This is a genomic window from Coleofasciculus sp. A1-SPW-01, from assembly GCF_040217205.1.
In the GTDB taxonomy this organism is placed as follows: Bacteria; Cyanobacteriota; Cyanobacteriia; order Cyanobacteriales; family Coleofasciculaceae; genus Coleofasciculus; species Coleofasciculus chthonoplastes_A.
This window is the reverse complement of record NZ_JAVJNP010000128.1, coordinates 120,972-147,101: the sequence shown is the minus strand read 5'-3', so window position 1 is coordinate 147,101 and position 26,130 is coordinate 120,972. Positions and strand designations below refer to the sequence as shown.

Here is a 26,130-nt window from a genome sequence, read left to right as displayed (position 1 = left end):
GATAGGAGTAAAACCTGCCCCTACAAACCAAACTAAATTAAACAATTTTAATCCCCTCTATCGTTCATGTATTTTTTCACAAATTCTAGAATTTGTTTTTCCTGAAAACCATTGGCTAAACGGCGCAGTTTCTTGGCAAATAGAACCCATCGCGAATCAAGTTGTTCAAGTTTATCGGCTTGCTCACTAATCCCTTTAATATCACCCATCATAGCTAATTCATAAAGAACATTCATTTCCTTTTGGGGCGGTGCAACAATCTTTGAGGCAGTAATCGAAACCTCGGCATTTTGATCAGGTAATTTTTCTGAAGGGTAAGCACTACTTGGTGCATCGTCGGATTCATAAATCCACTCTAAATCGAGATGCTTTTGCAGAGTAGCAAAGAGAGTTTTAGCTTGTATAGGTTGTCCAATAAAATCATCACAACCTGCGGCGAGAGATTGCTGTTGTTTTTCTCCAAAAACGCTGGCTGAAATCGCCAACACAATGGTATCTCGTAACGATGGAATTTCTCGTATCCGCCGAGTTGCTTCTAATCCATCGAGTTTTGGCATGATCAAATCCATTAAAATTGCATCAGGGTGTTCTTGTTGCGCTTGCTGGAGACAGTCTTCACCATTGATCGCTTCGAGTACCTCAAATCCTAAGGGTAACAACAAGTTGACTAAAATTGAACGATTTTGCCATTGATCATCAGCAATCAAAATTTTGCGCGGATAACCGCGAAACCCACTAATAATTCTGTCTTCCACCACATCCATTGCCTGATCAGGAGAAACGGCGGGTAACTCTAAATCAACATAAAAGGTACTTCCTTGACCAACATTACTTTCGACATGCAGTTCGCCGCCAAGGAGTTGAACTAATCGCTGACTAATCGCTAATCCTAACCCCGTTCCTTCCACCTGTCGATTTCGATCGCCAATTTGATGGAAGGGTAAAAATATATCGTTTAATTGTTCAGCCGCGATGCCAATTCCGGTATCTTCAATTTGAAAGCGCATGGTGTTAGATGCTTCTGTCGCTGGTGCTTGGGCTGAAGTATAGCCCACTTTAAATGTGATACTCCCCTGATCCGTAAATTTAATCGCATTTCCCAACAAATTAATTAGCACTTGTCGCAATCGTTTTTCATCACCCCGGACAATTTTAGGTAAAGGAGAGAGAGGTTGATAGTGAAAGGCAATGGCTTTTTCGTCCGCCCGAATACGAACCATTTCGATAATGCCTTCTAGAAAATGGGGAAACTGAAATTCGCTTAAACATAAGTCCATTTTCCGGGCTTCGATTTTAGACAGGTCTAAAATATCGTTGAGTAGGGTTAACAGGTGTTCCCCACACTGTTGAATAATACTCAGTCCCTGCTGTTGCTTGGCGGTGGGATGAGGTTCACGTTTGAGAACTTGAACATAGCCTAAAATACCGTTGAGGGGAGTGCGGAGTTCATGACTCATATTCGCCAAGAATTCGCTTTTAGCATGATTGGCAGTTTCGGCTTCTTGGCGGGCTTGTTCCAGGTGTAAATTCTTTTCGGCTAATTGTTGACTAATTCGGGTTTGTTCTTCTAACAGTTGACTCTGGGCGAGGGCAATTCCTACCTGATCCGCGAGTTGACTCAATAGTTCAATTTCAAACATTTCCCACTGTCGCGGACCACTACATTGATGGGCAATTAATAGACCCCAGAGGTTCTCTCGTTGTAGAATGGGAACGACTAAATTCGCTCTCACACCAAAGGGTTGTAAAAGTTCGATATGACAGGGTTCTAAGTCGGCTTGGTAGAGATCCTCGATCGCGCGAATGCGTCCTTGGCGGTATTGCTCTAGGTAGCCTTCCCGAAAACAGGGATCATAAATCTCCTGTCCTTGAATCGGTGTCCAGCCAGGAACTACAGCTTCCGTCATAATCACGCCGGTTCCATCATCATTGAGTTGGTAGATCACCACTCGATCCACTTGCAAAATTCGGCGCACTTCTGTTACCGTTGTTTGCAGGATGGCATCGAGTTGTAAGGATTGGCGAATCTTCAGGGTAATTTCGGCAAAGAGTTGCCGTTGTAGGGTTTGACGCCGCAGTTCGGCTTCGGAATGCTTGCGTTCGGTGATATCTTCAGCAATCCCAGCAATACGGGTCATTTTACCCTTGTCGTCAAATACCCGAAACGTCCGCACCCAAACCCAGCGTTCACTCCCGTCGGGACGTAAAATGCGGTATTCTTGTTCAAAGTCTTGTTCCCCTTGCAGTTGTTTCCCTAACGCCTCCGCCACGCGATCGCGATCATAAGGATGAATATTATCTAACCAGGTCATCGGCTGGTCGTACAGACTTTCGCGGGATCGTCCCCAAACTTCCTCATAAGCGGGACTTAGATAAAACATACGGCTTAAATCGGGTGTGGTTAAAAAGAACACTTCCCGAATATTTTCCGCCAGTTGACGGAATTGTTCCTCTCTCTCTAGTAAGGCGGCTTCTGCTTGTTTGCGATCGCTAATATCCGTATGCGTCCCGACAATGCGTGTCACCTTACCATTTTCATCCCGCAGAACCAAGCCGCGCGATAAAAACCAAGGGGTTGAACCATTGGAGTGAACCATGCGAAACTCTAACTTCCATTGCGAGAGTTCACTGATGAAAAGTTGATCGATGCTGATTTTCACCATCGACTGATCTTCTGGATGAACCCGCGCCATCAACTCATCAAAGCTGGGAGTATCGCGGTCTTCGGGATAACCAATCAGATGCAGGAATTGGGGGGAATAATAGTAGGTGTTGGTCTTGAAATTAATATCAAAAAGTCCGCTATCATTCGCTTGAATCGCTAGGGCAAACCGTTCCTCACTCTCCCGTAACGCCGTTTGCGTTTCCTGGCGTTGAGTAATATCCAATGCCATGGACGCAATACCAAGAAGATTCCCTTGGCTATCAATTAGAGGCGTATTATACCATTCACAAATAATGGTTCTGCCATCTTTAGTGATATTCTGATTACAAGAACGAGCAACTTGTTTGTCATACCACAGCTTAGCTTTAATCTGTTTAATTTGAGCTTGGGCAGCCGGAGGTACAATGAGGGTAGACGGATGACCTAAGGCTTCGTCGCGACAATAGCCAAAAATGCTTTCTGCTGCCGGATTCCAATCAACAATATGCCCATCGGTATTCCATTCAATCACCGCCAGGGGCGTTTGTTGAACCAACAGAGAGAGACGTTGATCATTTTTCCGCAACGCTTTCTCCATCTGCTTCTGTTCCACCACTTCGGCTAAGAGTTGGCGATTAGCGGCTTTCAGGGCGGCGGTTCGTTCCTGAAACTGTTGATCGAGATGGGCAACGATATGGCGAGACTGGGTGTCGCGATCGCATAATTCTTGGTAAGCCGTGGCGCGATCGCTGACAATAGCAGCGACAATCAGGGCGGTTATGGCGAAGATGGCGATAAACACATCTTGGGAAACGATAACCCGATTAAATGACTCAAACCTCTCAGCCTGTTGCCAAAAGGCGATACTCGCGACTACACCAATACCTAATGTTGTAATCCGTTGACCCCATTGTAGGGCTGACCATAAAATAAACGGAAATAGCAAATACTTTAAGTCAACCTGAAAGAAAGGCTGATTTAACAACTCGCTTAACTGAGTAGTAAGTTGTTGATGAAACTGGACTCCAATTGGTTCAGCAACCGTTAGGCTATCACCTGTTACAATAACCGAGGAACTAGCGGGAATCGAGAAAACACCAAACACTAACCCACTCACGATTCCCAATCCAATTAGCCAGACTCCAACCTGCCATAAAAGTGTTGAATTTTGATTTTGTTCGAGGGAAGGGTTTGTAGGGGCGGGTTTAGTGACTTGCTTTTCGCTATTGATAGTAATGTTTGTACAAAACCCGCCCTGACTCAGTGTTAAATCTGGACTTACCTGCTCATCTTCCTGATCCCCTGAGTGCATCATCGAATCACCCTGAGTCAACAGTACAGGCGTAACCACTAAAAGTCCCATAACATTACTCAACCACCACCGCAGCCAATCCCCTGCACCCCATTCCCCCGCCACAACTTCACCCAGCAGACGAATGGTTGGACTAATCAGGGAGGATAATAGAACCATACCCACCAGGAATTTAACCACATCCCGACGACGATTTAACCCTGGATGCATCTCCCAGGATTGAACCAATGTTACACCCCACAACGCTTGTAGCGTACAGCCTAAACAGGAGGCGATCGCAACCGTTCCCGGAATTCCCATCAATATCGCCCTAGATAACTCTCCCAAAGCCACACCCAGCCACAGATTGCGCCCCAGTAACAAGAGGGCGGCTTGACTAATTCCGGCGGGAATCCAGATCAAGGGGATAATATTTTGACGGCTAAAAATTGGGGCAGTAGCGATATAAATTAGCGTCAGGGCTAAGACATTGAAAAAATATCGTCCTAACGGAGAAAGATTCCAGGTTTTGTTCATCGGACTTTCTGACGTTTAAATTATCCAGGATGAATGATTATACGCTGTGAAATAAACTTGCCAAGCCAGTAGGGTGGGCATTGCCCACCAGTATACCAGTCAGTGGCATTCACCTTAAAATCAGTAACATTAGACTTTATTTTGTATGGTGTCGCGTTAGCCTAGCGGGACGTAGTAAATTGTTGCTAAACCAGTTACCCAGAGATGACTGTGATCTTCATCATATTAATCAAAAAACAATATCACACTTTACTCTCAGCTCTCTCACAAGTTGATCATCTGAATATCACCGGAGTTAAGGACAAGTAACACAGATTACATTTGGACAATGAAGAATAATTTGAATAGTCAAAACACATCAGATCAGATATCTCTCAGAATCTAAAATCTGATCCACCTGTTTTCATCTACATCTTGGGTCTTGCTATGAACCTTTGGATCATCAGTCTGTACACGCTTATTTCGCTTTATTTATTAGTCGCTTGGTTACGCTTTTTTAAACAAGGAAGAGGAATGTCATATCAGCAAAAAGTTTTATCGTTACTCACCATTGGTGTCGCCACAGTATTTTGGCCCCTTGTTCTCCCCATTGCTTACGTAAGGTTATTGAAGGCGACTGTATCACAATCGTAGAGATGTTCTGCTGAACCAAGTTAAAAACATTAGGCAGATTGTTTCATAAAGGGTGCATCTCATTAAACTCAACATTACCGGATTCCAGCTTTTTAACCTAGAATACCTCGATAGGTAGTTGGACAAAATTAAAGGTTAAAATTGTCAAGGAACGGGAAACAATCAGAAGTTGATACTTGTTAATATTTATCAACACAACGAACAGAATTTATCTTAAGGTATTTATAACTATTTCAAATGATTTGTGAAAACAGATGAGGCGAAAAATATTGCCCAGTCCGGTAGCTATTTCACAACTCATCCAGATAGAATAGACTAGACAATCAAGTGAGAATTAGCAAATTGAATAGACATCTGCTATAATACCTGAGACTTTGACGAACTGTGTTTATTTATACCTGGAGCTTAAAGATGACACTTTTGCTTATTAGTGTTTACATGTTGACTGGGCTTTACTTATTAGCCACTTGGTTACGCTTTCTCAAAAAAGGAGCAGGACTATCACCTCAGGAAAACGTCTTATCTTTCCTGACTGTGGGCATCGCGACGTTATTTTGGCCCCTTGTTCTCCCCATTGCTTACGTGAAATTATTAGATGCTACAGCATCGCAATCGTAGGGATGTTCCGGTGGAACATCTTTAACAAGACTGAAACAAATCACGCACAAGGTTAATTGAACCCTGGGATAAGTAGGTGGACACAATTAAAGTTAACGGTTGAGATTAGGGAATACCTCGGACTTCGGCGTGAGGCTTCGACGGTGAGCGCGGCAACTGAGCCTGTCGAAGTTCAGTCGAACGCTTCGCTCAGTAACACGCTCGGCAACATGCTCGGTGTGTAACAGGGAACAGTAAGGCTTTGAGGGCGGTTTACCGAACTGACTTCGGAGCGTGCCGTTTTCTTTTGTCCGACTACTTAAGAGGGACTTACCTTACAGGTGGGTAAGCCCTTTTCTCAACCTTCTGGTAGAGTAGTCAGTAAGAGTCTTTCGAGAAAACTCAGCGTCATTGACAATCTCCGGAAAAACTGAGTCAGAGATAATCGAGCATGTCACAACTTGTAAAAGCTCAACTGATTTCTACAGATGGTGGGGGAACAATTGATTTCATGTTCAACCCCAACCAGTTAGCGTTTAGCCAGCAAATTAACTTAACAAAAAGTAGCGGAGCGCGAACGGGTCGAGGATTACCCAAGGTTAACTTTGCTTATCCTGAACCCGTTACTCTCTCGATTAACGATATTATTTTTGATACCTATGAGACAGGGGAGAGTGTTCTCCGCCATCTCAAGCCCTTTGAAAAAGCGGTCAATTTTGCCGAGTCGGGGGAAGGAAAGGAAAAACGTCCTCCCACTTATGTGTTTACCTGGGGATCTCAGGAGTATATTCGCTGTTTTGTTACAAAAGTTGATTATAACCTGACCATGTTTCTGCCCGATGGGACACCAGTCCGAGTGTCGGTAAACCTGACGTTGGAAGAAATTGATGAGTCTGTGTCTCAACCAGGGATGGGAACGCCACAACCCGGTGCTAGCCAGCGTCATACTGGTGGGCGTTAATGTAGTGGCATGACCCAGCTAATTTGGTGGATTAGAGGAGGCTTGTAGTAAGGGAACCTTAACCCTCTCCAGCTATGCGTCAAAGCACTACTTACTCCAAACAAAGTCCTATTTAAACCCGGTCACGCCAGTAGTGGAGTGGCACACCTTATTGGGTGGGATCGGTTGTAGGTAATGCTATCCATCATCAATCCGACCATAGTTTAATTGACATCAGACCTTTTATAATAGTGACCTGTTGAATTTGGCAGATGAATGCTACATTCATCTTAAACAGGTTATTCAGATTAGTTTACAAAACGTAAAACTAAGGCAAGCGAAACAGGCAGGCAATACACTAAAAAAATCTACCAAACCCCTGCTTTTTGCCTAAATTGTCCCCTGCTCACATCAATTCCCCCTGGGTAAATTCCCCGTCAGCGGCACAACTCAGTGCCAAGTCTTGATTCTAGAGGTCGCCATGGCTGTTACTTATGTAGCTGAACCAATTTTAGAAATTGATGGTCAGTTAGCGTCCAAAGCGTTACTTGACGACATTATTGAAATTGCGGTGGAAGAAAGCCTCCATCTTCCCGGAATGTTTACCTTAGTGATTAAGAATGATTACTTTCCGGGGCGCAGCGAGGATCAATCGTGGCGACATGCTGACTTATTTGAAATTGGCAAAACGATTAAGATAGGTTTCGGGTCAAGTACGACCAAAGCCCTAGAGTTTGAAGAGGAACAGAAAGATTATGTCCTAGAAGGGGAAATTACAGCGATGGAATGTCACTTTACCCGTGACTCCGAAGCGCCGATGATTATTCGCGGCTACGATATTTCCCATCGACTGTGGCGGGGACGGTATAATCGCTCATTCCAGAACATGACCGATACCGATATTGTGAATAAAATTGCTGGGGAAGTCGGGATACCCACAGGTACGATTGATGAAACTGGGGGACCTTATGGATACGGGGATATCAATGGGTCGAATGGCTATGTGTTCCAAGAAAATCAGACCAATCTCGAATTCTTGAGGAAACGCGCCGCCCGCAATGGTTTTGAATTCTTTGTTCAGGATGGAAAATTAAACTTCCGCAAACCCAAAGTGGATGAGTCTTTAGAACTGAAATGGTTAAAAGATGTCCATAGTTTTCAGGTTAGAATCAGTAGCGCTGAACAAGTGAGTGAAGTTGAAGTCCGGGGCTGGGATTATAGTCAAAAACAACCGATTGTAGAGACAGCGAACAAAGGACAGGTTTTTACCCAAACAGAATATGGTGAAGGTTCTCAAACCAGTACCAGTTTTAAAGGGAAGCCACCAACCCCTAAGATGATTGTAGTGGATCATCCAGTCTTCAATGCTCCAGAAGCAAAGGCAATAGCTCAAGCCGTGTGTGACGAATTAGGAGGAGAATTTGTCCATGCTGACGCGGAAGCTGAAGGAAATCCCAAAATTCGACCCGGGCGAGTGGTGAAACTGAACGATTTGGGTAAGTACAGTGGCGAATACTATGTCACCGAAACCCGCCATCTATTTTACGAACGGGTTTATACTACTGAGTTCACGGTGCGTGGCTTACGGGGAGACAATCTCCCTCCCATTATGTCCCATGAAGTCCCCTTCCATCCCGGACAAACGCTTCTAATCGGCATAGTTACTAATAATAAAGATCCGAAAGGTTGGGGCAGAGTTAGGGTAAAGTTTCCTACCCTAACCGAAGAACACGAAAGCAACTGGGCAAGAATTATTGGCTATGGAATTGGACCAAATCGAGGAAATGATTGCCTCCCAGAGATAAATGACGAAGTTTTAGTTGGTTTTGAACATGGGGACATCCATCGACCTTATGTATTAGGGGGAATCTGGAATGGCAAGGATAAGCCACCTGAGAGTGTAAATGACACAGTTCATGAGGGCAAGGTGCGTGTGCGAACAATTCAAACCCGGACAGGTCATAAAATGCAGTTTGTTGAAGAAGCCAAAGGCGCGGTTAAAGCGGGTGCGATATTTAAAACCGTACTTGGTCATATCATACAGATGAATGATACAGATAAGTGTTTAGAGATTAAAACGGCTGGTGGTCATACGGTACTACTGGATGATAAAAATAAAAAGATAGAAATAAAATCTACGGGTAACCTTTCCATGGTGATGGACGATGGTGGGAAACAAATTCAACTTAAAAGCGGTGGCGGAACTATTACGATGAAGCAAACAACGGGTGAAATTAATATCAAAGCCGGAACAAAACTTACCATTGATGCTGGACAAATCGATATTAGCGCCTCAGGTATTGTTAATGTTAAAGGTTCACTAATCAAACTGAATTAGAGTAAATTAAGGAGAAAGAATATGGGAAAACCCGCAGCAAGAGTTGGCGACAACGTAGCTCATCTTCCACCCACATTAACACCCGGACCTGGTAGTTTTAATGTATTAATTGGCGGAAAACCAGCTTGGCGGGGTATACCCGCCGCCTCAGCAGCCGTTTTGCAATCTGCTAAAAAAGCATCTGATGCTATTATCAAAACGGCTGTGGCAGCGACAGTATCAGCGGCTGGTACGCCAGCTGCGCCGGCGGCAAAGGCAGCAGAAGAGGCGACTAAAGCGACAATGGCTGGCGTGATGGGCAGTCTGATCTCAAGTATGGCAGCTAGTGGAGCAGCTGCAGGTGCGGCGGCTGGCGGTATTGGCGCTACAGTCGATACCCATACCTGCACAACACCCTTGCCTATACCTCCCCATGGACCCGGCGTGGTTATTGACGGTAGTACGTCGGTTTTGATTAATGGACTTCCAGCTTGTTTTATGGGCAACACTGTTTTAGAAGCTTTAGGTCCGCCCAATAAAATTTTAATGGGTTGTCCTACTGTTCTAATCGGTAGCGGACCAGCCGCCAGTGTTTCTGTAGACACCAGTGCTATGGCAGCTCAGATGGAGGCTCAAGCCAGTCAAGCTGCAGCAAAAGCGAAAAAGAAAGCGGAGGAAGAACAGAAAAAGAAAGAGGGATAGAACTTAAATTGTGTCTAGGTAGTGAGCAAGATGCTCACCCTACAAGGATTTTGACATTCTTGATATTAGACATTAAATGTTTAAACGCCGAACAATTTAAGCTGTTCTAAATAACTAAAGCTGCCCGTACAATAGGAATTGACTCTTGATATTTTGTGACCATTAACTGAGGTTATAGCAAATAACGTTATAGGAAAGTCGCACTTATCCTAATGCACTAAATTTTTAGAAATGGCAGACATTACAAATAATCAGCCACGAGATTATCTGGGTAGGGGACTATCATTTCCCTTACGAGGAAACTTACAAGGAAGCCTACAACTGAGCGCCGACATCCAGAATATCGAAGAATCCATTGCGCTAATCTTGGGTACTAAGGTAGGTGAACGGGTTTACCGACCAAATTTTGGGTCGCGCCTGTCTGAACTCGCCTTTGCGCCGATGAATACCCAAACGCTTTTGCTGATTCGGGTGTATGTTGAGGAAGCCCTGAAAATGTGGGAACCTCGAATTGTACTCGATGGCGTTTATACAGAACCTGATCCGATTCGCGGTCGGGTCAATATTATTATTGAATATCATCCCAAAGATTCCCATGATACTCGGAGTCTGGTTTATCCGTTCTATCTCCAGCCCTCTGGGGAGTAGTTCCACCGGAAGACGTTCCACCGGAACGTCTCTACAAAAGGAATGATAGAAAACCAATTTCTCAGTGTAATCTGTGTAACTAACCTCTCATATCCCTACCCCAATCTCTCCAATAAATCCGTGAAATCAGTGTTTTGACGAATGACAAACTATGGAATTTGATTTTTTACCGAATTTACCAAAATCTGATCTAGACGATCGCGCGTTTCAGGATTTAGTAGAAGAGTGTATCCTCCGTATCCCCCGCTATTGTCCAGAGTGGACGAATTACAACCCCAGTGATCCAGGAATCACGCTGATTGAACTGTTCGCTTGGCTAACTGACCAAATGTTGCTGCGGTTCAATCAAGTCCCCCGGCGTAACTATGTTACCTTTCTGGAATTACTGGGGATTCGCCTGCAAGCGCCAACCCCAGCTCAAACCCAACAAACATTTTATTTGAGTTCGTCTCTCCCCGAAGCCTACACGATTCCCACAGGAACCGAAGTGGCGACAGTACGCACCCAAGCCGACGATGCGATTATTTTTAGCACCGATCGCCCCCTGGTGATTGCTAAACCCAGTATCCGCCATTTTCTCACCTCAGACATTGCTGAAGAGGAACCCCAAGTGCTGCGCGATCGCTTCGTGGGAACCTGGACTCAGCAACCCGGTGGCGAATGGCAAGGCTTAGAATTATCTATATTTAATGAACAACCCCAAGTGGGAAATTGCTTTTATCTCGTCTTTGAAGGGGATCAACCCATCGAAGGCAATGTTATCGCCCTCCGCATTAAAGGTGAAGCCGCTACCTCCACCGGGATTAATCCTGAAGATCCCCCCCGCCTTTGGCAAGCCTGGAATGGTATGTCTTGGCAACCCATCTTGCTGCAAGAAGCCGATGATAGCACCAAAGGATTCAGTTTTAGTGAACTGATCCGTCAAGGGGGCAATCCCTTACAAGGGGCGGATGTTGTCCTCCATTTACCCCTACGTTTACCCGTTACCCAATTTGTCACCTATCAGGGACGCTGGCTGCGCTGTATTTACAACCAACCTCAGTTCAATCAACCCGGTTATATGCGTTCCCCGCGCATCGTTGGTTTAGATGTCCGGTCGATTGGCGGTACAGTGGAAGTCACCCAATGTACCACGATTCGCAATGAAATCCTGGGTGAAAGTGATGGAAATCCCGGTCAAACCTTTCAACTGCAAGGACGGGGAATTTTACCCCGTCGGGAAGAGGAACATATTCTGGTGATTCCGCCTGGAGGCTTGCCACAAATATGGCAAGAAGTCAATGATTTTGCCGATTCAGGTCCAGAAGACCTGCACTATACCATTGATGCGATTACTGGCATGATTCAATTTGGTCCCCTATTACGAGAACCCTCTCAACTGCAAGAACAGACGTGGTGGCGTTCCCGTTCCCAGAGAGTCCCGTCGCAAATGCTCAGTTTAGTCAGTGGTAGAAATAGCGGGGTAGAACGACGGGAGGGCGCGGCGATGCAGTCGATGGAACGTCAATATGGCGCGGTTCCCCCTAGAGGTGCGGTGATCCAAATGGCTGCCTATCGCATTGGGGGTGGTCAACAGGGTAACGTGCAACGGGGCGCGATTCAAGTCCTCAAATCCGCCGTTCCTTATGTGGCGAACGTGATTAACTATTCTCCCGCCCGGAATGGCGCTGATGCGGAATCTTTAGAACAAGCCGTGATCCGGGTTCCGCGACTCCTAAGAACCCGCGATCGCGCCGTCACTCGCGAAGACTTTGAATACCTAGCTATGGAAGCCGGAGGCGGCTCTATTGCTCGCGTGTTATGCTTATCGCCAATTCTCAAAGAAGACGCCGGACGAGTACGTCTGCTGCTTGTACCCAACGCCAATACCGATGGAATTGAGCGCGGTGAAGGAATTGACCCAGACTTCTTAACCCTAACCCCGCAACTCACTGAACGAGTGCTAAGTTATCTCGATGAACGACGGTTACTCGGTGTAGAAATCCTCTGTAGCCAACCTGATTACGTTGGGGTTGCGGTACAAACGGAAGTTGCTCTGGATACAGCTTATAATAATCCCCGTGCCCAACAAGAAATATTATTGAAACTACAAACCGCACTCTATCGTTTTCTCAATCCTTTAACTGGGGGTTCAGAGGGGAACGGTTGGTCATTTGGTCGCCCAGTTTATTCATCGGATATTGTTACCTTATTGCAAAGCGTTCCTGGGGTACAGTATTTAGGGGCAGTACAGCTATTTGAATTACGCCGTCAGGGGCAGAATTGGATGCGAAGCTCACCTCTAACTCTCATTGACCCCGGTCCTTTGGGTCTAATTTGTTCCTGGCATAGTAATCGGTCACGCTCTGGTCATGTGATTAATTTGATTACATAAGTGTGAATTAAGTTTAACTTTCCTATTGGCTTCGGGGTGCTACGGGACTACAAGATTGGCGATTCCACTTGCTCTTCGGTGGATTCATGTTTGCCATTTTTTTCGGATTCTTGGGTAAATTCTTGAAATAACTCAAAAAATTTATTGAGTGCAGTTCTTTCATCTTCCGAATAAAAGAGGATTATATTATCCCAAGATTGTCCGGTGCTAATATTAAATTTTTTCTTAATCCAATTGGGGAATTCTACAAATTCTTGCTCCTGTTGTGTTGGGGTAATTCCTAATTGACGGCGGGCTAGGTTATAACCTGATAAACAAGAGCGCAGGTTGCTGATATGGGGCTTTCCTAGGTACATTGAAGGTCGTTTTTGAATTTTATGGATTAGGTCATATAAGTCGCTCATTTTCAACCTCTTGATTTCGATTGTCATCTTTATTATCACCCTAAGTACGGGAGAGCCGATATTCCCGTAAGGATCTTCTGCACTCCCTGTATATAATTTAATCTGTTTGGCAGGAATTCTTAGTTCGGTGAGAAATTGCTTGATTGCCTCAGCGCACTGTTGGCATTGAAATATCATGAAGCGATTTGCAATTTTGGTGATTTGTTGACGAAGTTCTTCTTGAGGCAAGTCTGTGTCAGCAAAATTGGTTACTACTGTAGTAGTTTAAGCGATTTGGGCTTAAATTTTTTCGTACCTTGGGTGATTTCACTCTTTCTCGTTAACCCAACCCTAACGCGATCGCACTTATTTTTTTACCTACCCATTTATACGATAGAGGCTTGACTTTGGCTAATTTTTTATGTACTATCTCATCATGGTCAAATGTGCGAGCCTATAGACTCTATACTTATCACTTCTAAATCCCAAATTACACAGATTGAGTGACACTAAAAAGAAGACTTAATGGTGTGCTACGCTACTACAAGATTGGCGATCGCTTAAGTAAAAGGATTGAGTAGTGAAATTCCGCAATCCTCAAAATCACGGATGTTTCGTGTGACTAGGGTAAGTTGATGGAGATCGGCGGTAGCAGCGATTAGCATATCCTCGCTTAGTACGAGGTTTCCCTTCTGTTCTTAATTGACCCCGCAATTCACCACAATGTTGGGCGATTTCAGCCGTAATCGGTAGGATTTGGCAATGGGTTCTCAAGAATTGGTCAAACCAGCTTTGGATTCTGGAATTGGGATTTGAGGTTAACCCGTAAGCGATTTCTTCTAGGGTAATCACACTTAAGGAAATTGATGAAATTTGAGTACTCCATGCTAACACCCCTGGATTCGGTCGGGGGCGGGCGAGTTCACTGATAATATTAGTATCACAAAGAAATGTCACGGCAATTATCGAAAAAGGGATTGAGCCGATCAGTGCGAGGCGGCACTTCCAGGGTATAGTTTTCGGCAGCACAAAGCTGGCGCAATTGGGCAAAGGCATCGGCTAGGGAAGGTTGGCGATGTTGTTGCTGCCAAGCGAGGAATTCCTTAAATGTTTGAGCTTCGACAACGGCGGCGACGAGTTTGTCTTGGTTGTAAATCAGTTGTGGTTCGACAACGGCGGCACTAATTAGTTCTGGTAATTTTTGCTGGGCTTGTTCAATTTTCCAGTTCATTAGGGTTTTCTTTTGGTGAAACATCATCGGTTGGTGGGTTTGGCTAATCAACTGCCTCTATACCCTAATATACAGCCAACATCTCCATATACAGCCAACATCTCCGACTTGACGTTTACCCATCGGTTAAATTCTCGATTGTTAGAGGGTTGACTTTGGCTAATTTTTTAGGTACTATTTCATCATGGGAAAATGTGCCAGCCTATAGACTCTGTACTCGTCACTTCAAATTCTGTTTATGTCAACGTCTCACTCGGATGAAAAAAAGTCAGTTCAACCTAGGCAACAATCCGATTCTCAATTGCAAGCGATCGCTTACAGCTTAGATAGTCTCGTTCCAGGATTTTATCTTTGGCTAGGTGATCTGAAAATTAGGTTAGGTGGGAGTGAACCGGAAGAAACCTATCCTGGAATTATTCATAGTTGGTGGGGTATGGCACTGGTTCTACCTGGTTATCGGATCTATAGTACCTATCAAGGTAGCTATGACCCTTGATCAGCATGATCTGGATGGCATTGCCAAAATCACGGTTAAAATTCTGCCAACTCCTGAATTTGAAGAGCTTTTAATTGCTGCCGGATATAGTAAGATGGGTACGGCTCCAGCTAAAGGAAATCGGATTAAAGTTTGGTGGGTTCATACAAGTTTCAGGCGAATAGAATCAATTTATAGTCCAGATGGGGCAGTTGCTATTACGGCTTATCATGTCACTTGATCGGCGATCGCACTCTCTCCCATTAATCCAACTCTAACGCGATCGCACTCTCTCCCATCAATCCAACCCAAATAGCGATCGCACTCTGTTTATCCTCAATTCGACCCACAGGCGATCGCACTTCTATTTTTACTCATTTGTACGATAGAGGCTTGACTTTGGCTAAGTTTTTAGGTACTATTTCATCATGTAAAAATGTGCCAGCCTGTAGACTGTGTACTTATAGCTTCCAAAACACAGATTACACGGATTGAATGACACTCTAAAGAAAACTCAATCGTGAAGGACACAGATTGACACAGAGGACTTAATAATATCCCGACAATTCTTACATCTTGCTATTGAGGACTAACGCCTCCGTGAAATCAGTGGGACTAACCTCTCACCCCCCACCCTTAACGTTTCCATAAATCAGTGAAATCAGTGTTACGATCGCACTTCTATTTTTACTCTTTTATACGATAGAGGCTTGACTTAGGCTAATTTTTTAGGTACTATTTCATCATGGGAAAATGTGTCCGCCTGTAGACTCTTTACTTATCACTTCAAAAACACAGATTACACGGATTGAGTGAGACTCTAAAGAAGACTCAATAGTGATGCACACAGATTAACACAGAGGACTGAATAATGTTCCGACAATTCTTACATCTTCTGGCAATTGAGGACTAACGCTTCTGTGAAATCAGTGGGGCAAACTTCTCACTTCCCACCGTTACCGTTTCTATAAATCAGTGAAATCAGTGTTACGATCGCACTCCGTTTTGATGATACGATCAATACAATATTCTCGTTACCCCCCGACGGAAAAATGCCTCTTCAATCCATAAGTACAGAACATATCGCCATTGATCCTAGCTATTGTTTCGGTAAACCCCGCATTGCGGGTACAAGAATGCCAGTGGCGACGATCGCTAAACTGTATCTGGAGATGGGAGAATCCCTGGAGGATATTGCTACTGAGTATGATTTATCCTTGGCATCGGTTTATGCGGCAATGGCTTATTATTATGATCATCGCCAAGACATTGACCGTCATACGGCTGAAAGTGAGGCTTATGTGGAACAAATAAGGCGTAATAGTACCCCCTCTCCTCTGCAGGAAAAGTTGAGAGAAATTCGGGGTGAGTAATCGGATTCGGTTTCACTTAGATGAGCAGGTGAAATCTGTGATTGCTCGTGAATTACGCCGTCGGGGTATTGATGTGACAACAACTGTTGAAGCTGGGTTGCGTACTCAAAGTGATGATGCACAGTTAGCATTTATTTGTCAAGAAAAACGTGTACTTTTTACTCAGGATGATGATTTTATTAGAATGGCTAGCTTGATGAATGATCATCCAGGCATTGCTTATTGTCAACAAGGAAGTCGTTCGATTGGACAAATCATTGAAAGTTTGGTTCTGATGTATGAAGTTTGTACGCCAGAGGAAATGGTTGGACGTGTCGAGTTTCTGTAAAGGCGATCACACTTTCTCCCCTCAATCCAACCCAACGAGCGATCGCACTCTCTCTCCTCAACCCAAAGAGCGATCGCACTATGTGTTCACATGATGGATGGCTGTGACTACCTCGGATATTTTTGCTACCCAGGCGGCTGGGTTATTGCCTGGGTTGGCGATCCGCCGAAATTCCAGTACGGCTCCTGGTAGGGCAGCACCCACATTTTCTGGTGGAATTATCGATTTAGCCTCACTTTGTGTGTAACGATCCTGGTTTCTGTTTAATGCATCGTTCAAAAAGATCATTACTGTTTGTGTCGGATGTGCCATTCCCAGTCTATTGAAGAGCGGACTATACATTCTGTCGTCTGCATCAGCATGGCGAGTGAATTTAACCAGTTGTTCTCTGAACGACTGATTGTTCGCTCTAATCCATTGTTCACTTTGGGCTGAAAGGGTTTGAGTCCGTATTTGATGGAAGCCTGATCGTGAAAACAAAGCGGTCATATTTTTGGGATTTCTATTTCCTTGTCCTTGATATGCTTTCCCTCCTCCAATGAGGTAGGTGCAGATTAGGGTTAAAAATCCTAGGACAGCTTCTTTTTCTGCAACGATTGCGTCACGCAGATTAGGTTGTATCCAGTGAACAGCATTGTAGACGGCTATCGCGGCGGCGCGTGCATCCCGTGCAATATCCTGATATCGTGTTACTGAGGATTGCAAACTATCGAGTGAAAGATCATCCCCTGGTTGTGCTCCATGTCGTATCTTTTCTCCTAATCTTCCGATTCGGTCAGTACGTACACCTGCTGTCGCTTGCATGTATGTTCGCCAACTGACTTCTAAACGCTTAGCATTATCAATATTCCCGTTGGGGTCATTTCCATTGGGCAGACCGACCATAGCAGGAGTCGCTGCTCCTTGTACTGGGATGTGGAATCGATTATTTTGAGGATTTCCAGCGCGGATTCCGTTATATAAGGGATTGATTCCGGCTAGGACATTATTCATGGTAGCAGCCAATCCTGTAATATTGGCGGTATCAATGGGGCTAACTCGTATTTCGAGGATTTGACCTGATGGAACGAAGTCTAGCCCTTTCTTGTCCGGCACGGCATCAACCGTTACCCCGCCATTAACAGCTTGATAGATTACGGTTTGAGGCACCGGTGGATTGCCGTGTGGATCGGCTTCTGGGAAACCTTCTACGGCATTATCCCAATCAGCGACGATATTGCGAACATCAGGTAATTGGGCGTCATCTGGAGGAATGTATTGACTGACAGGAATATCAACCTCCAATTCAAAGCCTAAGGCACGTTGTACAGTTCCCATGCTGTGATTGACGGCATCGCTTTCTTGCTTTTCCCCATAGGTCAACTCATGGGCTATCACTCCCCTCTTCTGTAAAATGTGTTGCCCCACTTCTTTGGCTTTGCCACCAAATATATCCGCCTCTTTCTCCAAGTCCAGATCATCATTAACCTTTGTATCTTTCATCTGCATTGTCGGTTGCACCCGCCCCTGTTTCTGTTGCACCACATGCCATGCTTCATGCGGCAAATGCTTTTCTTGTCCCTGCCCCACATAAATATCTGTCCCCTGCGTATATGCCAACGCCTTCAACTGGGCAGGTTTGGAGGAGTTATAGTGAACTTTCACATCATCCATTGACATACCGGAAAGGTTTTCAATACCAGCTTTGAGGTTATTTGGCAAACCAGTTTTGTTTTCCTTTGGCACCCCGGAAACACCGATGCCATCGGCAGACGCATTCATCTCTCCCCCAGTCGCCTGACGCTGCACCTTCATCACCGGGTGATGATCCAAAGGAGAAGGCTTCAACTCCCCCACAGATTGCATCGGGTTGCGCGGTGCCTTAGCTTGAATCTGCGGCGGCGCATTAATCTGATCTACCACCTGACGCGCTACCCTATCGGCTTCCTGTTCATACATATCCCCCGGTTGCCCAATGGTGAGTTTCGGTTGCAGGGGTGGCGGTGTGTGGGGAACGGATTTGGGGGTTAATAAGGTGGAACCCAAGCGTTCCGATGCTTCGCGTTTTGCCCGTATCTGTGCCAATTGTTCCTCATTGCTGCGGGTTGACTCAATTTTGGGTTGGGCGATAACCGGATGGGGTTTGGATTGCGCCGGAATGGGTAGGATATCCGATTTTTTCTTGGCGTTTGCGGGTTTGGGGATGGATTGATGAGTGGACATAACACTGATGACACTGATTTTTTTTGATGGTAGGGGTGAGTGGTAAAGGGTGGTAGCACTGATTCCACAGAGGGGTTAGGGGTGGGTGGCTAAGGTTGGTAAGGATGATGCCTGGGTGGTAGCACTGATTTCAAAACACTGATTACACTGATTTTTTTTGAGGGTAGGGGTGGGTGGCTAAGGGTGGTAGCACTGATTTCACAGAGGAGTTAGGGGTGGATGGCTAAGGTTGGTAAGGATGATTCCTGGGTGGTAGCACTGATTTCAAAACACTGATTACACTGATTTTTTTTGAGGGTAGGGGTGGGTGGCTAAGGGTGGTAGCACTGATTTCACAGAGGGGTTAGAGGTGGGTGGCTAAGGTTGGTAAGGATGATTCCTGGGTGGATTTCACAGAGGGGTTAGGGGTGGGTGGCAAAGGTTAGTCATACTGATTTCTGGGATAGGTTGGATTCGGGTTTGTTTCTGCTGTTTTATCACAGTTTTTGGGTCTTCGGGGGGGTTTGTAATAAAGCTTTTTTTTCTTGTCTAGATATATTCTTCCGCCACGACTGCCATGGAGTGGCTAATTGATAATGCGTTTAACTTTGAGACTCGGTTCACCAAAGTTAATCAGTAAACCCAGGCGCAGTTTCGTGGCTTTGAGGTAATTCAGGGTTTGGGCTTCAAATTCCTTAACTAACATCCTTACCGCCTTGGTCTCCACGATGATCTGGTCAAAGCATAAAAAATCCGCATTGTAGGTTCGATTTAACCGCACCCCCTTATAAAAAATCGGTAAGGGACATTCCCGATGATTAGGAATCTGCTGCAGTTGAAACTCTAACTCCAACGAATCCTGATACACCACCTCCAAAAACCCCGCCCCTAACTCCCGATGCACCTCCTGTGCCGCACCAATAATTTGATAGGTTTTCTCCTCATACAAATAACCCATCCCCAACCTCCTGCCTCAAACACTGATTACACCGATTTTCTTAGATTTTACCAGCAGCCTCACGATTAAATAACACAGATTACACAGACGCCCAAACAGCCCCCACAACACAGATTACACAGCAAGGATGGCACAGACAGAAGACTCAAATAGTCAGGTACACAGATTACACAGAACACGCTTATAGTCCTCCCAACCATCAAATCATCCGTGTAACATAAGCCACCCACCACTCACCCCTCTGTGTAATCAGTGCTACTAACATAAGCCACCCACCCCTACCATCCCAAAAAAATCAGCGAAATCAGTGTTACCACCGCTACCATCCCAAAAAAATCAGCGAAATCAGTGTTACCAGCCATCAAATCATCCTTACCAACCTGTGCCACTCCAGAACAAACCCCTCTGTGTAATCAGTGCTACTAACATAAGCCACCCACCCCCAACCCTCAAAAAAATCAGCGAAATCAGTGTTACCAGCCTTGCAATTCCCCTTGACCCATCGGACGTTCCACCTTCAGACATTCCTGAATCGCCGCCTGCTTAATATGCTTCATCTGCACCGCTTCCCCAGCACCCGCTGCTAAAAACGCCGCATTCATCGCAATCGTCTTAATATTTCCCCCTGCCATATTCAACTGTCCCAACTTCTTAAAATCCAACCCCTCTGTCGGTGTCTGTTGGGGAAACACCCGCCGCCAGATTTCCTCTCGTTCTTTAGCAGCCGGATAGGGAAACTTAATAATAAACCGAATCCGGCGAATAAACGCCTGATCCAACCCCGTCTGAATATTCGTCGTCAAAATCGCCAACCCCCGATACGTCTCCATCCGTTGCAACAAATAACTTACCTCAATATTGGCATGACGGTCATGGGAATCCTTCACCTCTGATCGTTTACCAAACAGCGCATCCGCCTCATCAAACAGCAAAATCGCCCCACACCCTTCCGCCCCATCAAAGATGCGCCGCAGATTCTTCTCCGTCTCGCCAATATATTTACTCACCACCGCACTCAAATCAATGCGATAGACATCCAAGCGTAAGGTATTCCCCAATACCTCCGCCGCCAGGGTTTTCCCGGTTCCCGACATCCCAGAAAATAGGGCATTAATCCCCAATCCCCGCTGATTCTTCTGGGCAAATCCCCAGGTTTCATACACCCTTCCCCGTTGCTGTACCTGTACTACCATCTCTCGCAGCATCCCCTTCTCTCTCTCCGGTAAAATTAAATCCTCCCATTCGGCGGTTGTCTCAATCCGTACTGCCAAGTCCTCTAACTGGGGACGGGCTTGGATGCGACAAATATCCCAGAGGGGACTTTTTGCCACCTCTAAGGTGACAGGTTTCGGGGGTGGGGTTTCGGTATTGGTTTTGCGAGTGACGCGGGGTTTGCGCTTGGGTTTGGTTTCCTCGACGGGTTCAGGTTCAGGTTCAGGAGAGACAAGGGCGGCTGCTTTGTTGGCAATCTCTTCCTCCAAACTCCTTTGCGCCTGGATACATACGGTATAAATATCCCGGACACTCAGTTGAAACTGAGACACCAAGGCTTCAATCTCCGCCTCCAGATGCACGGCTTTCTCCCCTAAAGCGGCTTGCCAAATTGCCTTCTGTTCCTCGGCGGTGGGGGGCTGCACTTCCCAGGTAATGCGCGATCGCATTCGTTGTCGCCCTGGTTCCCGACTACTCACCATCAGGGGCAGATTAATCGTATCGATGAATTCCGATAACCCAGCCGTTATCCCCTCCTCCATCTCATCCCCATCCACCAACAGCACGGCATGACTCAGTAACCATTCCCGTTCACACAACTGCTTGACTAAACTCAGACTCCCACCCTGAGACGTCAACGCCGCTACCGAGAAGCGATGCAAGTTCAAATTCAACTGACGACAAACCGCCGCCGCGATCGCGCTTTTACTCAATCCATCCACTCCCGATAACCCAATCACGGGCAACGTTGTCCGAGATGACTCGACCCAGGTTGCCGCAATTTGCGCCACTATCTGCTGATGAGAGGGCGGTAATACAGCATAATCCTCTGCCTCCACCGATAACGGCTGCACGATTCCCCGCAATCGCGAATCAATATAATCATCCCCCAACAGATAATGGAAAATCCGCTCATCGATCCGCAAGGGACACTTCAGCCGACTCATCCCCTCTCCCACCTCAATCAACCGCCACCCGCGCAAGGGCGCATCAGGACGTAAGGCGGCTAAATTCGGCTCCCCTGAAAGCGCCCAGGCTAAACCAAAGGTGGGATACATCTGGTGCGCCTCCCCCTGTGCCTCAGCACATAACGCCCCCCACTCCTCATCCAATTCCATCCCGGCACAGAGGAGCAACACATCCCGCTCAAACCCCGATAACCCGAAGATTTGACAGAGTTGTGTCAACGCTGACGGTGGTGCATCTTCCTCCTCCTCTGGCAGCGCGATCGCCATCATCTCTGTCTCCTTCCCCTGACGCTGCTCTATCCGACTTATCAGCACCTGTCGTACCTGTGCGATCGCACTCATCAGATAACGATGGCTATTCACGACATACCAATTTGTGGCTGTTGTAAGCTTGGCTACAGACATTGTTTTAGCTTTCTTTGTAGTTGGTTGGGCTACACTTGTCAAGTTCTGATAATTCAAACTATTCTTTTCCAAAAAAAAGTTTGAATATTTAAATCTGTTTGATGTCTTAACACAACATCATAATTGCTCGTTTTTTACTCTGTTTCCGGAATAATCTACGAATTATCAGGTGATTCAGCTATTGTGAGAACGATGTGCGGTTTTCAGGTATATTATCTATGGTGGGTATTTTGTGGGCAAAAATAATTTCGAGCTAGCTAAACCCCTTGACTCTTGGTAAAACATTGTATAAGTCTTGGTTTTCGTCTCCCGCCCAACCTTCCCTTGGACGCATGTATTTTGTTAAAGTTGAGATAAAAATTATTACAAGGGATTGACAAAAACACAGATTACACAAACAAAGAAATGGCACAGACCGAACATTGAAGAGTGAGGGACACAGATTGACACAGACAACTCAATAGGATTTGCGGAATCAGTGTTAAAGTGAGCAGAATTGGAGTCGCCCATTCTCCCCTTGTAGCCGAAGGATCAATCTATAGTTAGTGATGGTCAGACGTTATCAGCTTTATCCTGATTTTTAAGGAAGTTGATCAACAGATTAATACTGGCACTTGCAAGGGACAGAAATTATAAGTCGATAGGCACAATAAAAGTTAACAGTAGAGGGAGTCATACTTACTTCCTCTGAGTAGCCAGCTACTTATTATGCAAGGGTTTGAGAGGTTTGAGAGGTATTTACACAACTTAATAGGGTTGAGTTTATTTTCACCAACCTACAGAGTTGAACCGTCGTTATTCACTGCTATAATCACTCCATGGTTCATGCAATTAGATACACTGACCGAACGATGTAGAGTTGCTCGGATGAAGTAGGGTAGAATACCTAATTTGAATGTGTAGGGGCGGGTTTAGGGAATGTAGGGGCGGGTTTAGGGAATGTAGGGGCGGGTTTAGGGACTAAAGACAGCTATCCACCAATAACGGAAAAACAAAACCCGCCCTCTCCACCAATAACGGAACAACAAAACCCGACCTCTCCACCAATAACGGAAAAACAAAACCCGCCCTCTCCTCCAATAACGGAAAAACAAAACCCGCCCTCTCCTCCAATAACGGAACAACAAAACCCGCCCTCTCCTCCAATAACGGAACAACAAAACCCGCCCTGACCATAAGACGAATGACGAATGACATAAGACAAATGACGATCCCCACCGTTAACGTTAATTGTCCCCACCCACTTACCAAAACAGGGGGAGTTAACCTGGATTTAGTATGACACAAGCTCGCGATACACTACCCTTACGCCTACAACTAACCTCCATGCAGTTGCCAGAGGTTACCCCTCAGCCGATTGCGGGGTCAAGCGAGTCAGCCGCACCTTTACTCAACCAAGCCTCGCGGGATACAGAACGTCGTGGTTGCTACCTCACTCTCTATCCAGGAGAACCGAGTGAACTGCTGCTGGAACTGGAAAACCTCAGCAACCAAACCTTACACTTAGATATTCAAATCCAGGGAGATTTTCCCTCCCAATGGTATCGTTTGGGTATAGAAGGGCGAGAACTTCTTGCTGGTGGGCGCATGGAAGCGGTGATTCGCTTTTATATGCCAGCCGATTTCTTTGAGTCTAATCAGGATTGGGATGCTAAACCCTCTCACCGTCTCGATTATCGCGGTCAGATTTATGTCTATTCCAGCCAATCGGGAACGGGGAGCAAATACGTTGAATCGGCGAGCTTTAATCTCTATGTTCGCCCTCGTAGCTTATATCTAAACTTTGTACCTGAAATTTATCAAGAAGTCGATTTTATCGGTCGCTTTCTGAAAATTTTCGAGCAAGCCTTTGAACCTACCTTACAATCCCTAGAGGCTTTATGGGCGTATCTCGACCCCTTAATGACACCAGAAACCCTTCTACCGTTTCTGGCACATTGGGTAGGTTGGCAACTCAACCCCGCTTTAAGCCTACAGCGACAGCGCTATCTGATTCGTCAGGCGATGGAGATTTATCGCTGGCGAGGGACGCGCCGGGGATTACGATTTTACCTGCATCTATTTACGGACTTACCCTTGGATGACCATCTTCCTGAACATCAAAAGCATATTTGTATTCAAGAAGTGTTTGGTCAAGGATTTATGATGGGGAACACCCGCCTAAATCAAGACTCCCTGGTTGGTGGCGGACAACCGTATCATTTCATTGTCCGACTGCGCCCTGAACCCCCAACTAAAATTGACGAATTATTAGTGCATCAAATTATCCGCCAAGAAAAACCCGCTTTTTGTACTTATGAACTCTATATTGAATGACGAAGGACGTAGCTTGCTTCTCAAGGGAAGCGAGTATGACGAATGACGAATGACGAATGACAAATAACAAATAACCAATGACTAACCATTTCCCTCCCCCATCTCTCCAACAATTTGAACGTCTCCATGTCACAGACGGCTTACTAATTGATGCCCAACGTTGGCAGTTAGCTCACCACTATCACCGCCAGTATCATAGTACCTTTTACCAATCTCTACATCAGCCCGGAATAGTCTTCGGATTGGGGGTACATGTTGTTCCCGCCCCCGCTGATGTTGTGGCGAAATACCGAGATGAACGTTGGGTCGAAATTCAACCGGGACTTGCTATTGATTTATTTGGCAATTTTATCGTAGTGCCAGAACCCATGTCCTATCGGATTTCTTCAGAAGCGACTTCAGAAGAACCCTTGATGGTGTATTTGGTAGTTAAATTTAGAGATCCCGCCGAATTACGCACCCGTAGAGTTACCGATCGCATCGTCGAAACATTTCGGATTGATGAAAAGGCAAATCCACCCACAGAAGGGGATGTTGAACTCTGTCGGATTCTTCTCAAAACAGGACTCGTTAAACTGGAAGCGCCCGTCAATAGTTTCTCCCCTAGCTATAACCAGTTGGACTTGCGCTACCGTCTTCAACCCCAAGCTCGACCTCTGGCTATCGTTCACGTTGCTATGTACAAAGGGTTAGCTGTGGATAACTCTGAACAAGATGGTATTTTATCGAATCTTTCCTATCTTCTCCAATCAACCCCTGGACTTTATCCAGCCTTGCAGGGGAGTGATGAAATCGGACAATTTAGTTTACAATCAGCAGAGCTACAAGCTATCTTAGAATATGATTTATTTTTCATGACAGATCGCCAAGTTCAGGTATTAGGAGACTCTGAATTTGAGGTGCTGCGAAAGTATTTACAAGCAGGAGGTACAGTTTTAGTCGAAGCGTCGGCAGGATTAAAACATTGGCTGCAAGGCAATGCGATTAAAGACCTGAGCAACGTTTACCAAGAACTCGAACAGTCATTAACTCAACTTGATAATAATCCCACTATTGATACAGATACCAGATTACAGCAATGCCGACAAGATATTGTCAGTGAACGAGAGATGATTGCTACAGAGTTAGCCAGACGCAAGAATTCAATTGCAGGTCGATTCCAAGAATTTGCCCAAAGTCTAGGCATCCGATTAACGCCACTGGAAAAATTAGACCGTCACGACTTACTGCGGACTCAACCCTTTCTTTTTGCCACGACACCTCGTATCAATAGAAAACCGATTCAACTCTTAAGTGGTGGGGGGATTATTGTCGCGATTGGTAACTTATCGGAGGCTTGGGGAATTAATGAAAAACGACTGATTCCCCGTGAAGTAATGCGTACAGCCCAGGAATTAGGGATTAACATTTTGCATTTAGCTTGGCGTCGCCGACAACTAACCCGTGGACAGCAGCCACCACCAACGGTGATGGCGTCATCCCCTTCCCACCCCTCCAATCCATCAAACCCGTCAGCACCATCGCGTCGAGATGAGCTATTTGATAGGTTAATGTAGAGTGTTAGTTATTCATCATTTGTAATGTGTCAAGGAACAGAGAAACTGGGGGAGTTTAGGA

19 protein-coding genes are annotated in these 26,130 nt (G+C 45.6%); 11 read left to right on the top strand and 8 right to left on the bottom strand.

From position 1 onward, the window contains the following. Positions 1–47: 47 nt before the first annotated feature. A complete protein-coding gene (locus RH949_RS19985; RefSeq protein WP_446355606.1) occupies positions 48–4,472 on the bottom strand; it encodes a PAS domain S-box protein in 4,425 nt (1,474 codons plus the stop codon). 1,681 nt (positions 4,473–6,153) lie between these two features. Between RH949_RS19985 and RH949_RS19980 the strand changes: the two genes are divergently transcribed. The 5 genes from RH949_RS19980 (at position 6,154) to RH949_RS19960 (ending at position 12,683) form a co-directional block, all read left to right on the top strand. Further along, a complete protein-coding gene (locus RH949_RS19980; RefSeq protein ID WP_006105074.1) occupies positions 6,154–6,663 on the top strand; it encodes a CIS tube protein in 510 nt (169 codons plus the stop codon). Positions 6,664–7,123: 460 nt separating this feature from the next. Next, positions 7,124–8,980, top strand: a complete 1,857-nt coding sequence (locus RH949_RS19975) for a VgrG-related protein (protein WP_446355603.1) — start codon at positions 7,124–7,126, stop codon at positions 8,978–8,980. A gap of 21 nt (positions 8,981–9,001) precedes the next feature. Next, positions 9,002–9,661, top strand: a complete 660-nt coding sequence (locus RH949_RS19970; RefSeq protein ID WP_006105148.1) for a PAAR domain-containing protein — start codon at positions 9,002–9,004, stop codon at positions 9,659–9,661. Positions 9,662–9,892: 231 nt separating this feature from the next. Further along, on the top strand, positions 9,893–10,309 hold the full coding sequence (locus RH949_RS19965; RefSeq protein WP_446355601.1) for a GPW/gp25 family protein: 417 nt from the start codon (positions 9,893–9,895) through the stop codon (positions 10,307–10,309). A 151-nt stretch (positions 10,310–10,460) separates the two neighbouring features. After that, complete coding sequence (locus RH949_RS19960) at positions 10,461–12,683, top strand: putative baseplate assembly protein (RefSeq protein WP_006105099.1); 2,223 nt, start codon at positions 10,461–10,463, stop codon at positions 12,681–12,683. Between the two features lie 47 nt (positions 12,684–12,730). Here the strand turns inward: RH949_RS19960 and RH949_RS19955 are convergent, their stop codons facing one another. The 3 genes from RH949_RS19955 to RH949_RS19945 form a co-directional block, all read right to left on the bottom strand. After that, positions 12,731–13,315: a papain fold toxin domain-containing protein gene (locus tag RH949_RS19955; RefSeq protein WP_446355599.1), complete on the bottom strand. Its 585-nt coding sequence runs from the start codon at positions 13,313–13,315 to the stop codon at positions 12,731–12,733. 354 nt (positions 13,316–13,669) lie between these two features. Next, on the bottom strand, positions 13,670–14,023 hold the full coding sequence (locus RH949_RS19950) for a PIN domain-containing protein (protein ID WP_446355597.1): 354 nt from the start codon (positions 14,021–14,023) through the stop codon (positions 13,670–13,672). Next, complete coding sequence (locus RH949_RS19945) at positions 14,007–14,297, bottom strand: hypothetical protein (RefSeq protein ID WP_006105149.1); 291 nt, start codon at positions 14,295–14,297, stop codon at positions 14,007–14,009. The genes RH949_RS19950 and RH949_RS19945 overlap by 17 nt, the downstream gene beginning before the upstream one ends. Before the next feature lie 238 nt (positions 14,298–14,535). Here RH949_RS19945 and RH949_RS19940 point away from each other — a divergent pair, with 238 nt between their 5' ends. The 4 genes from RH949_RS19940 (at position 14,536) to RH949_RS19925 (ending at position 16,473) form a co-directional block, all read left to right on the top strand. Beyond that, positions 14,536–14,793 carry a hypothetical protein gene (locus tag RH949_RS19940; protein WP_006105007.1) on the top strand — a complete coding sequence of 86 codons (258 nt, stop codon included), beginning with the start codon at positions 14,536–14,538 and terminating at the stop codon, positions 14,791–14,793. Continuing rightward, positions 14,783–15,013: a hypothetical protein gene (locus tag RH949_RS19935; RefSeq protein WP_446355594.1), complete on the top strand. Its 231-nt coding sequence runs from the start codon at positions 14,783–14,785 to the stop codon at positions 15,011–15,013. Before RH949_RS19940 ends, RH949_RS19935 begins: the two co-directional genes overlap by 11 nt. 811 nt (positions 15,014–15,824) lie before the next feature. Then, a complete protein-coding gene (locus RH949_RS19930; protein ID WP_446355592.1) occupies positions 15,825–16,145 on the top strand; it encodes a DUF433 domain-containing protein in 321 nt (106 codons plus the stop codon). Then, complete coding sequence (locus RH949_RS19925) at positions 16,138–16,473, top strand: DUF5615 family PIN-like protein (protein ID WP_446355590.1); 336 nt, start codon at positions 16,138–16,140, stop codon at positions 16,471–16,473. Before RH949_RS19930 ends, RH949_RS19925 begins: the two co-directional genes overlap by 8 nt. A 78-nt stretch (positions 16,474–16,551) precedes the next feature. On the opposite strand, the gene RH949_RS19920 is transcribed toward RH949_RS19925, so the two are convergent. The 4 genes from RH949_RS19920 to RH949_RS19905 all read right to left on the bottom strand — a co-directional run bounded on the left by RH949_RS19920 (position 16,552) and on the right by RH949_RS19905 (position 23,394). Continuing rightward, positions 16,552–18,675, bottom strand: a complete 2,124-nt coding sequence (locus RH949_RS19920) for an eCIS core domain-containing protein (protein ID WP_446355588.1) — start codon at positions 18,673–18,675, stop codon at positions 16,552–16,554. Between the two features lie 565 nt (positions 18,676–19,240). Next, on the bottom strand, positions 19,241–19,612 hold the full coding sequence (locus RH949_RS19915; RefSeq protein ID WP_446355586.1) for a GxxExxY protein: 372 nt from the start codon (positions 19,610–19,612) through the stop codon (positions 19,241–19,243). A 473-nt stretch (positions 19,613–20,085) separates the two neighbouring features. Continuing rightward, a complete protein-coding gene (locus RH949_RS19910; protein WP_446355584.1) occupies positions 20,086–22,197 on the bottom strand; it encodes an ATP-binding protein in 2,112 nt (703 codons plus the stop codon). Between the two features lie 960 nt (positions 22,198–23,157). After that, positions 23,158–23,394: a hypothetical protein gene (locus tag RH949_RS19905; RefSeq protein WP_446355582.1), complete on the bottom strand. Its 237-nt coding sequence runs from the start codon at positions 23,392–23,394 to the stop codon at positions 23,158–23,160. An 81-nt stretch (positions 23,395–23,475) separates the two neighbouring features. Here RH949_RS19905 and RH949_RS19900 point away from each other — a divergent pair, with 81 nt between their 5' ends. After that, positions 23,476–24,513 (top strand): phage tail protein, encoded by a 1,038-nt coding sequence (locus tag RH949_RS19900; protein ID WP_446355580.1) that lies wholly within the window; start codon positions 23,476–23,478, stop codon positions 24,511–24,513. 77 nt (positions 24,514–24,590) lie between these two features. Further along, entirely contained in the window at positions 24,591–26,069 is a 1,479-nt protein-coding gene (locus RH949_RS19895) for a DUF4159 domain-containing protein (protein ID WP_006105089.1), read from the top strand. The last annotated feature ends 61 nt before the right edge of the window (positions 26,070–26,130 follow it).

Excerpts from the sequence above, each read along its gene's own strand:
- RH949_RS19975 (WP_446355603.1), top strand. The coding sequence starts at position 7,124 with ATGGCTGTTACTTATGTAGCTGAACCAATTTTAGAAATTGATGGTCAG.
- RH949_RS19910 (WP_446355584.1), bottom strand. The coding sequence starts at position 22,197 with ATGTCTGTAGCCAAGCTTACAACAGCCACAAATTGGTATGTCGTGAAT.
- RH949_RS19915 (WP_446355586.1), bottom strand. The coding sequence starts at position 19,612 with ATGGGTTATTTGTATGAGGAGAAAACCTATCAAATTATTGGTGCGGCA.
- RH949_RS19900 (WP_446355580.1), top strand. The coding sequence starts at position 23,476 with ATGACACAAGCTCGCGATACACTACCCTTACGCCTACAACTAACCTCC.
- RH949_RS19905 (WP_446355582.1), bottom strand. The coding sequence starts at position 23,394 with ATGTCATTCGTCATTCGTCTTATGGTCAGGGCGGGTTTTGTTGTTCCG.
- RH949_RS19930 (WP_446355592.1), top strand. The coding sequence starts at position 15,825 with ATGCCTCTTCAATCCATAAGTACAGAACATATCGCCATTGATCCTAGC.
- RH949_RS19970 (WP_006105148.1), top strand. The coding sequence starts at position 9,002 with ATGGGAAAACCCGCAGCAAGAGTTGGCGACAACGTAGCTCATCTTCCA.
- RH949_RS19985 (WP_446355606.1), bottom strand. The coding sequence starts at position 4,472 with ATGAACAAAACCTGGAATCTTTCTCCGTTAGGACGATATTTTTTCAAT.
- RH949_RS19965 (WP_446355601.1), top strand. The coding sequence starts at position 9,893 with ATGGCAGACATTACAAATAATCAGCCACGAGATTATCTGGGTAGGGGA.
- RH949_RS19945 (WP_006105149.1), bottom strand. The coding sequence starts at position 14,297 with ATGAACTGGAAAATTGAACAAGCCCAGCAAAAATTACCAGAACTAATT.
- RH949_RS19935 (WP_446355594.1), top strand. The coding sequence starts at position 14,783 with ATGACCCTTGATCAGCATGATCTGGATGGCATTGCCAAAATCACGGTT.
- RH949_RS19980 (WP_006105074.1), top strand. The coding sequence starts at position 6,154 with ATGTCACAACTTGTAAAAGCTCAACTGATTTCTACAGATGGTGGGGGA.
- RH949_RS19920 (WP_446355588.1), bottom strand. The coding sequence starts at position 18,675 with ATGTCCACTCATCAATCCATCCCCAAACCCGCAAACGCCAAGAAAAAA.
- RH949_RS19940 (WP_006105007.1), top strand. The coding sequence starts at position 14,536 with ATGTCAACGTCTCACTCGGATGAAAAAAAGTCAGTTCAACCTAGGCAA.
- RH949_RS19960 (WP_006105099.1), top strand. The coding sequence starts at position 10,461 with ATGGAATTTGATTTTTTACCGAATTTACCAAAATCTGATCTAGACGAT.
- RH949_RS19895 (WP_006105089.1), top strand. The coding sequence starts at position 24,591 with ATGACTAACCATTTCCCTCCCCCATCTCTCCAACAATTTGAACGTCTC.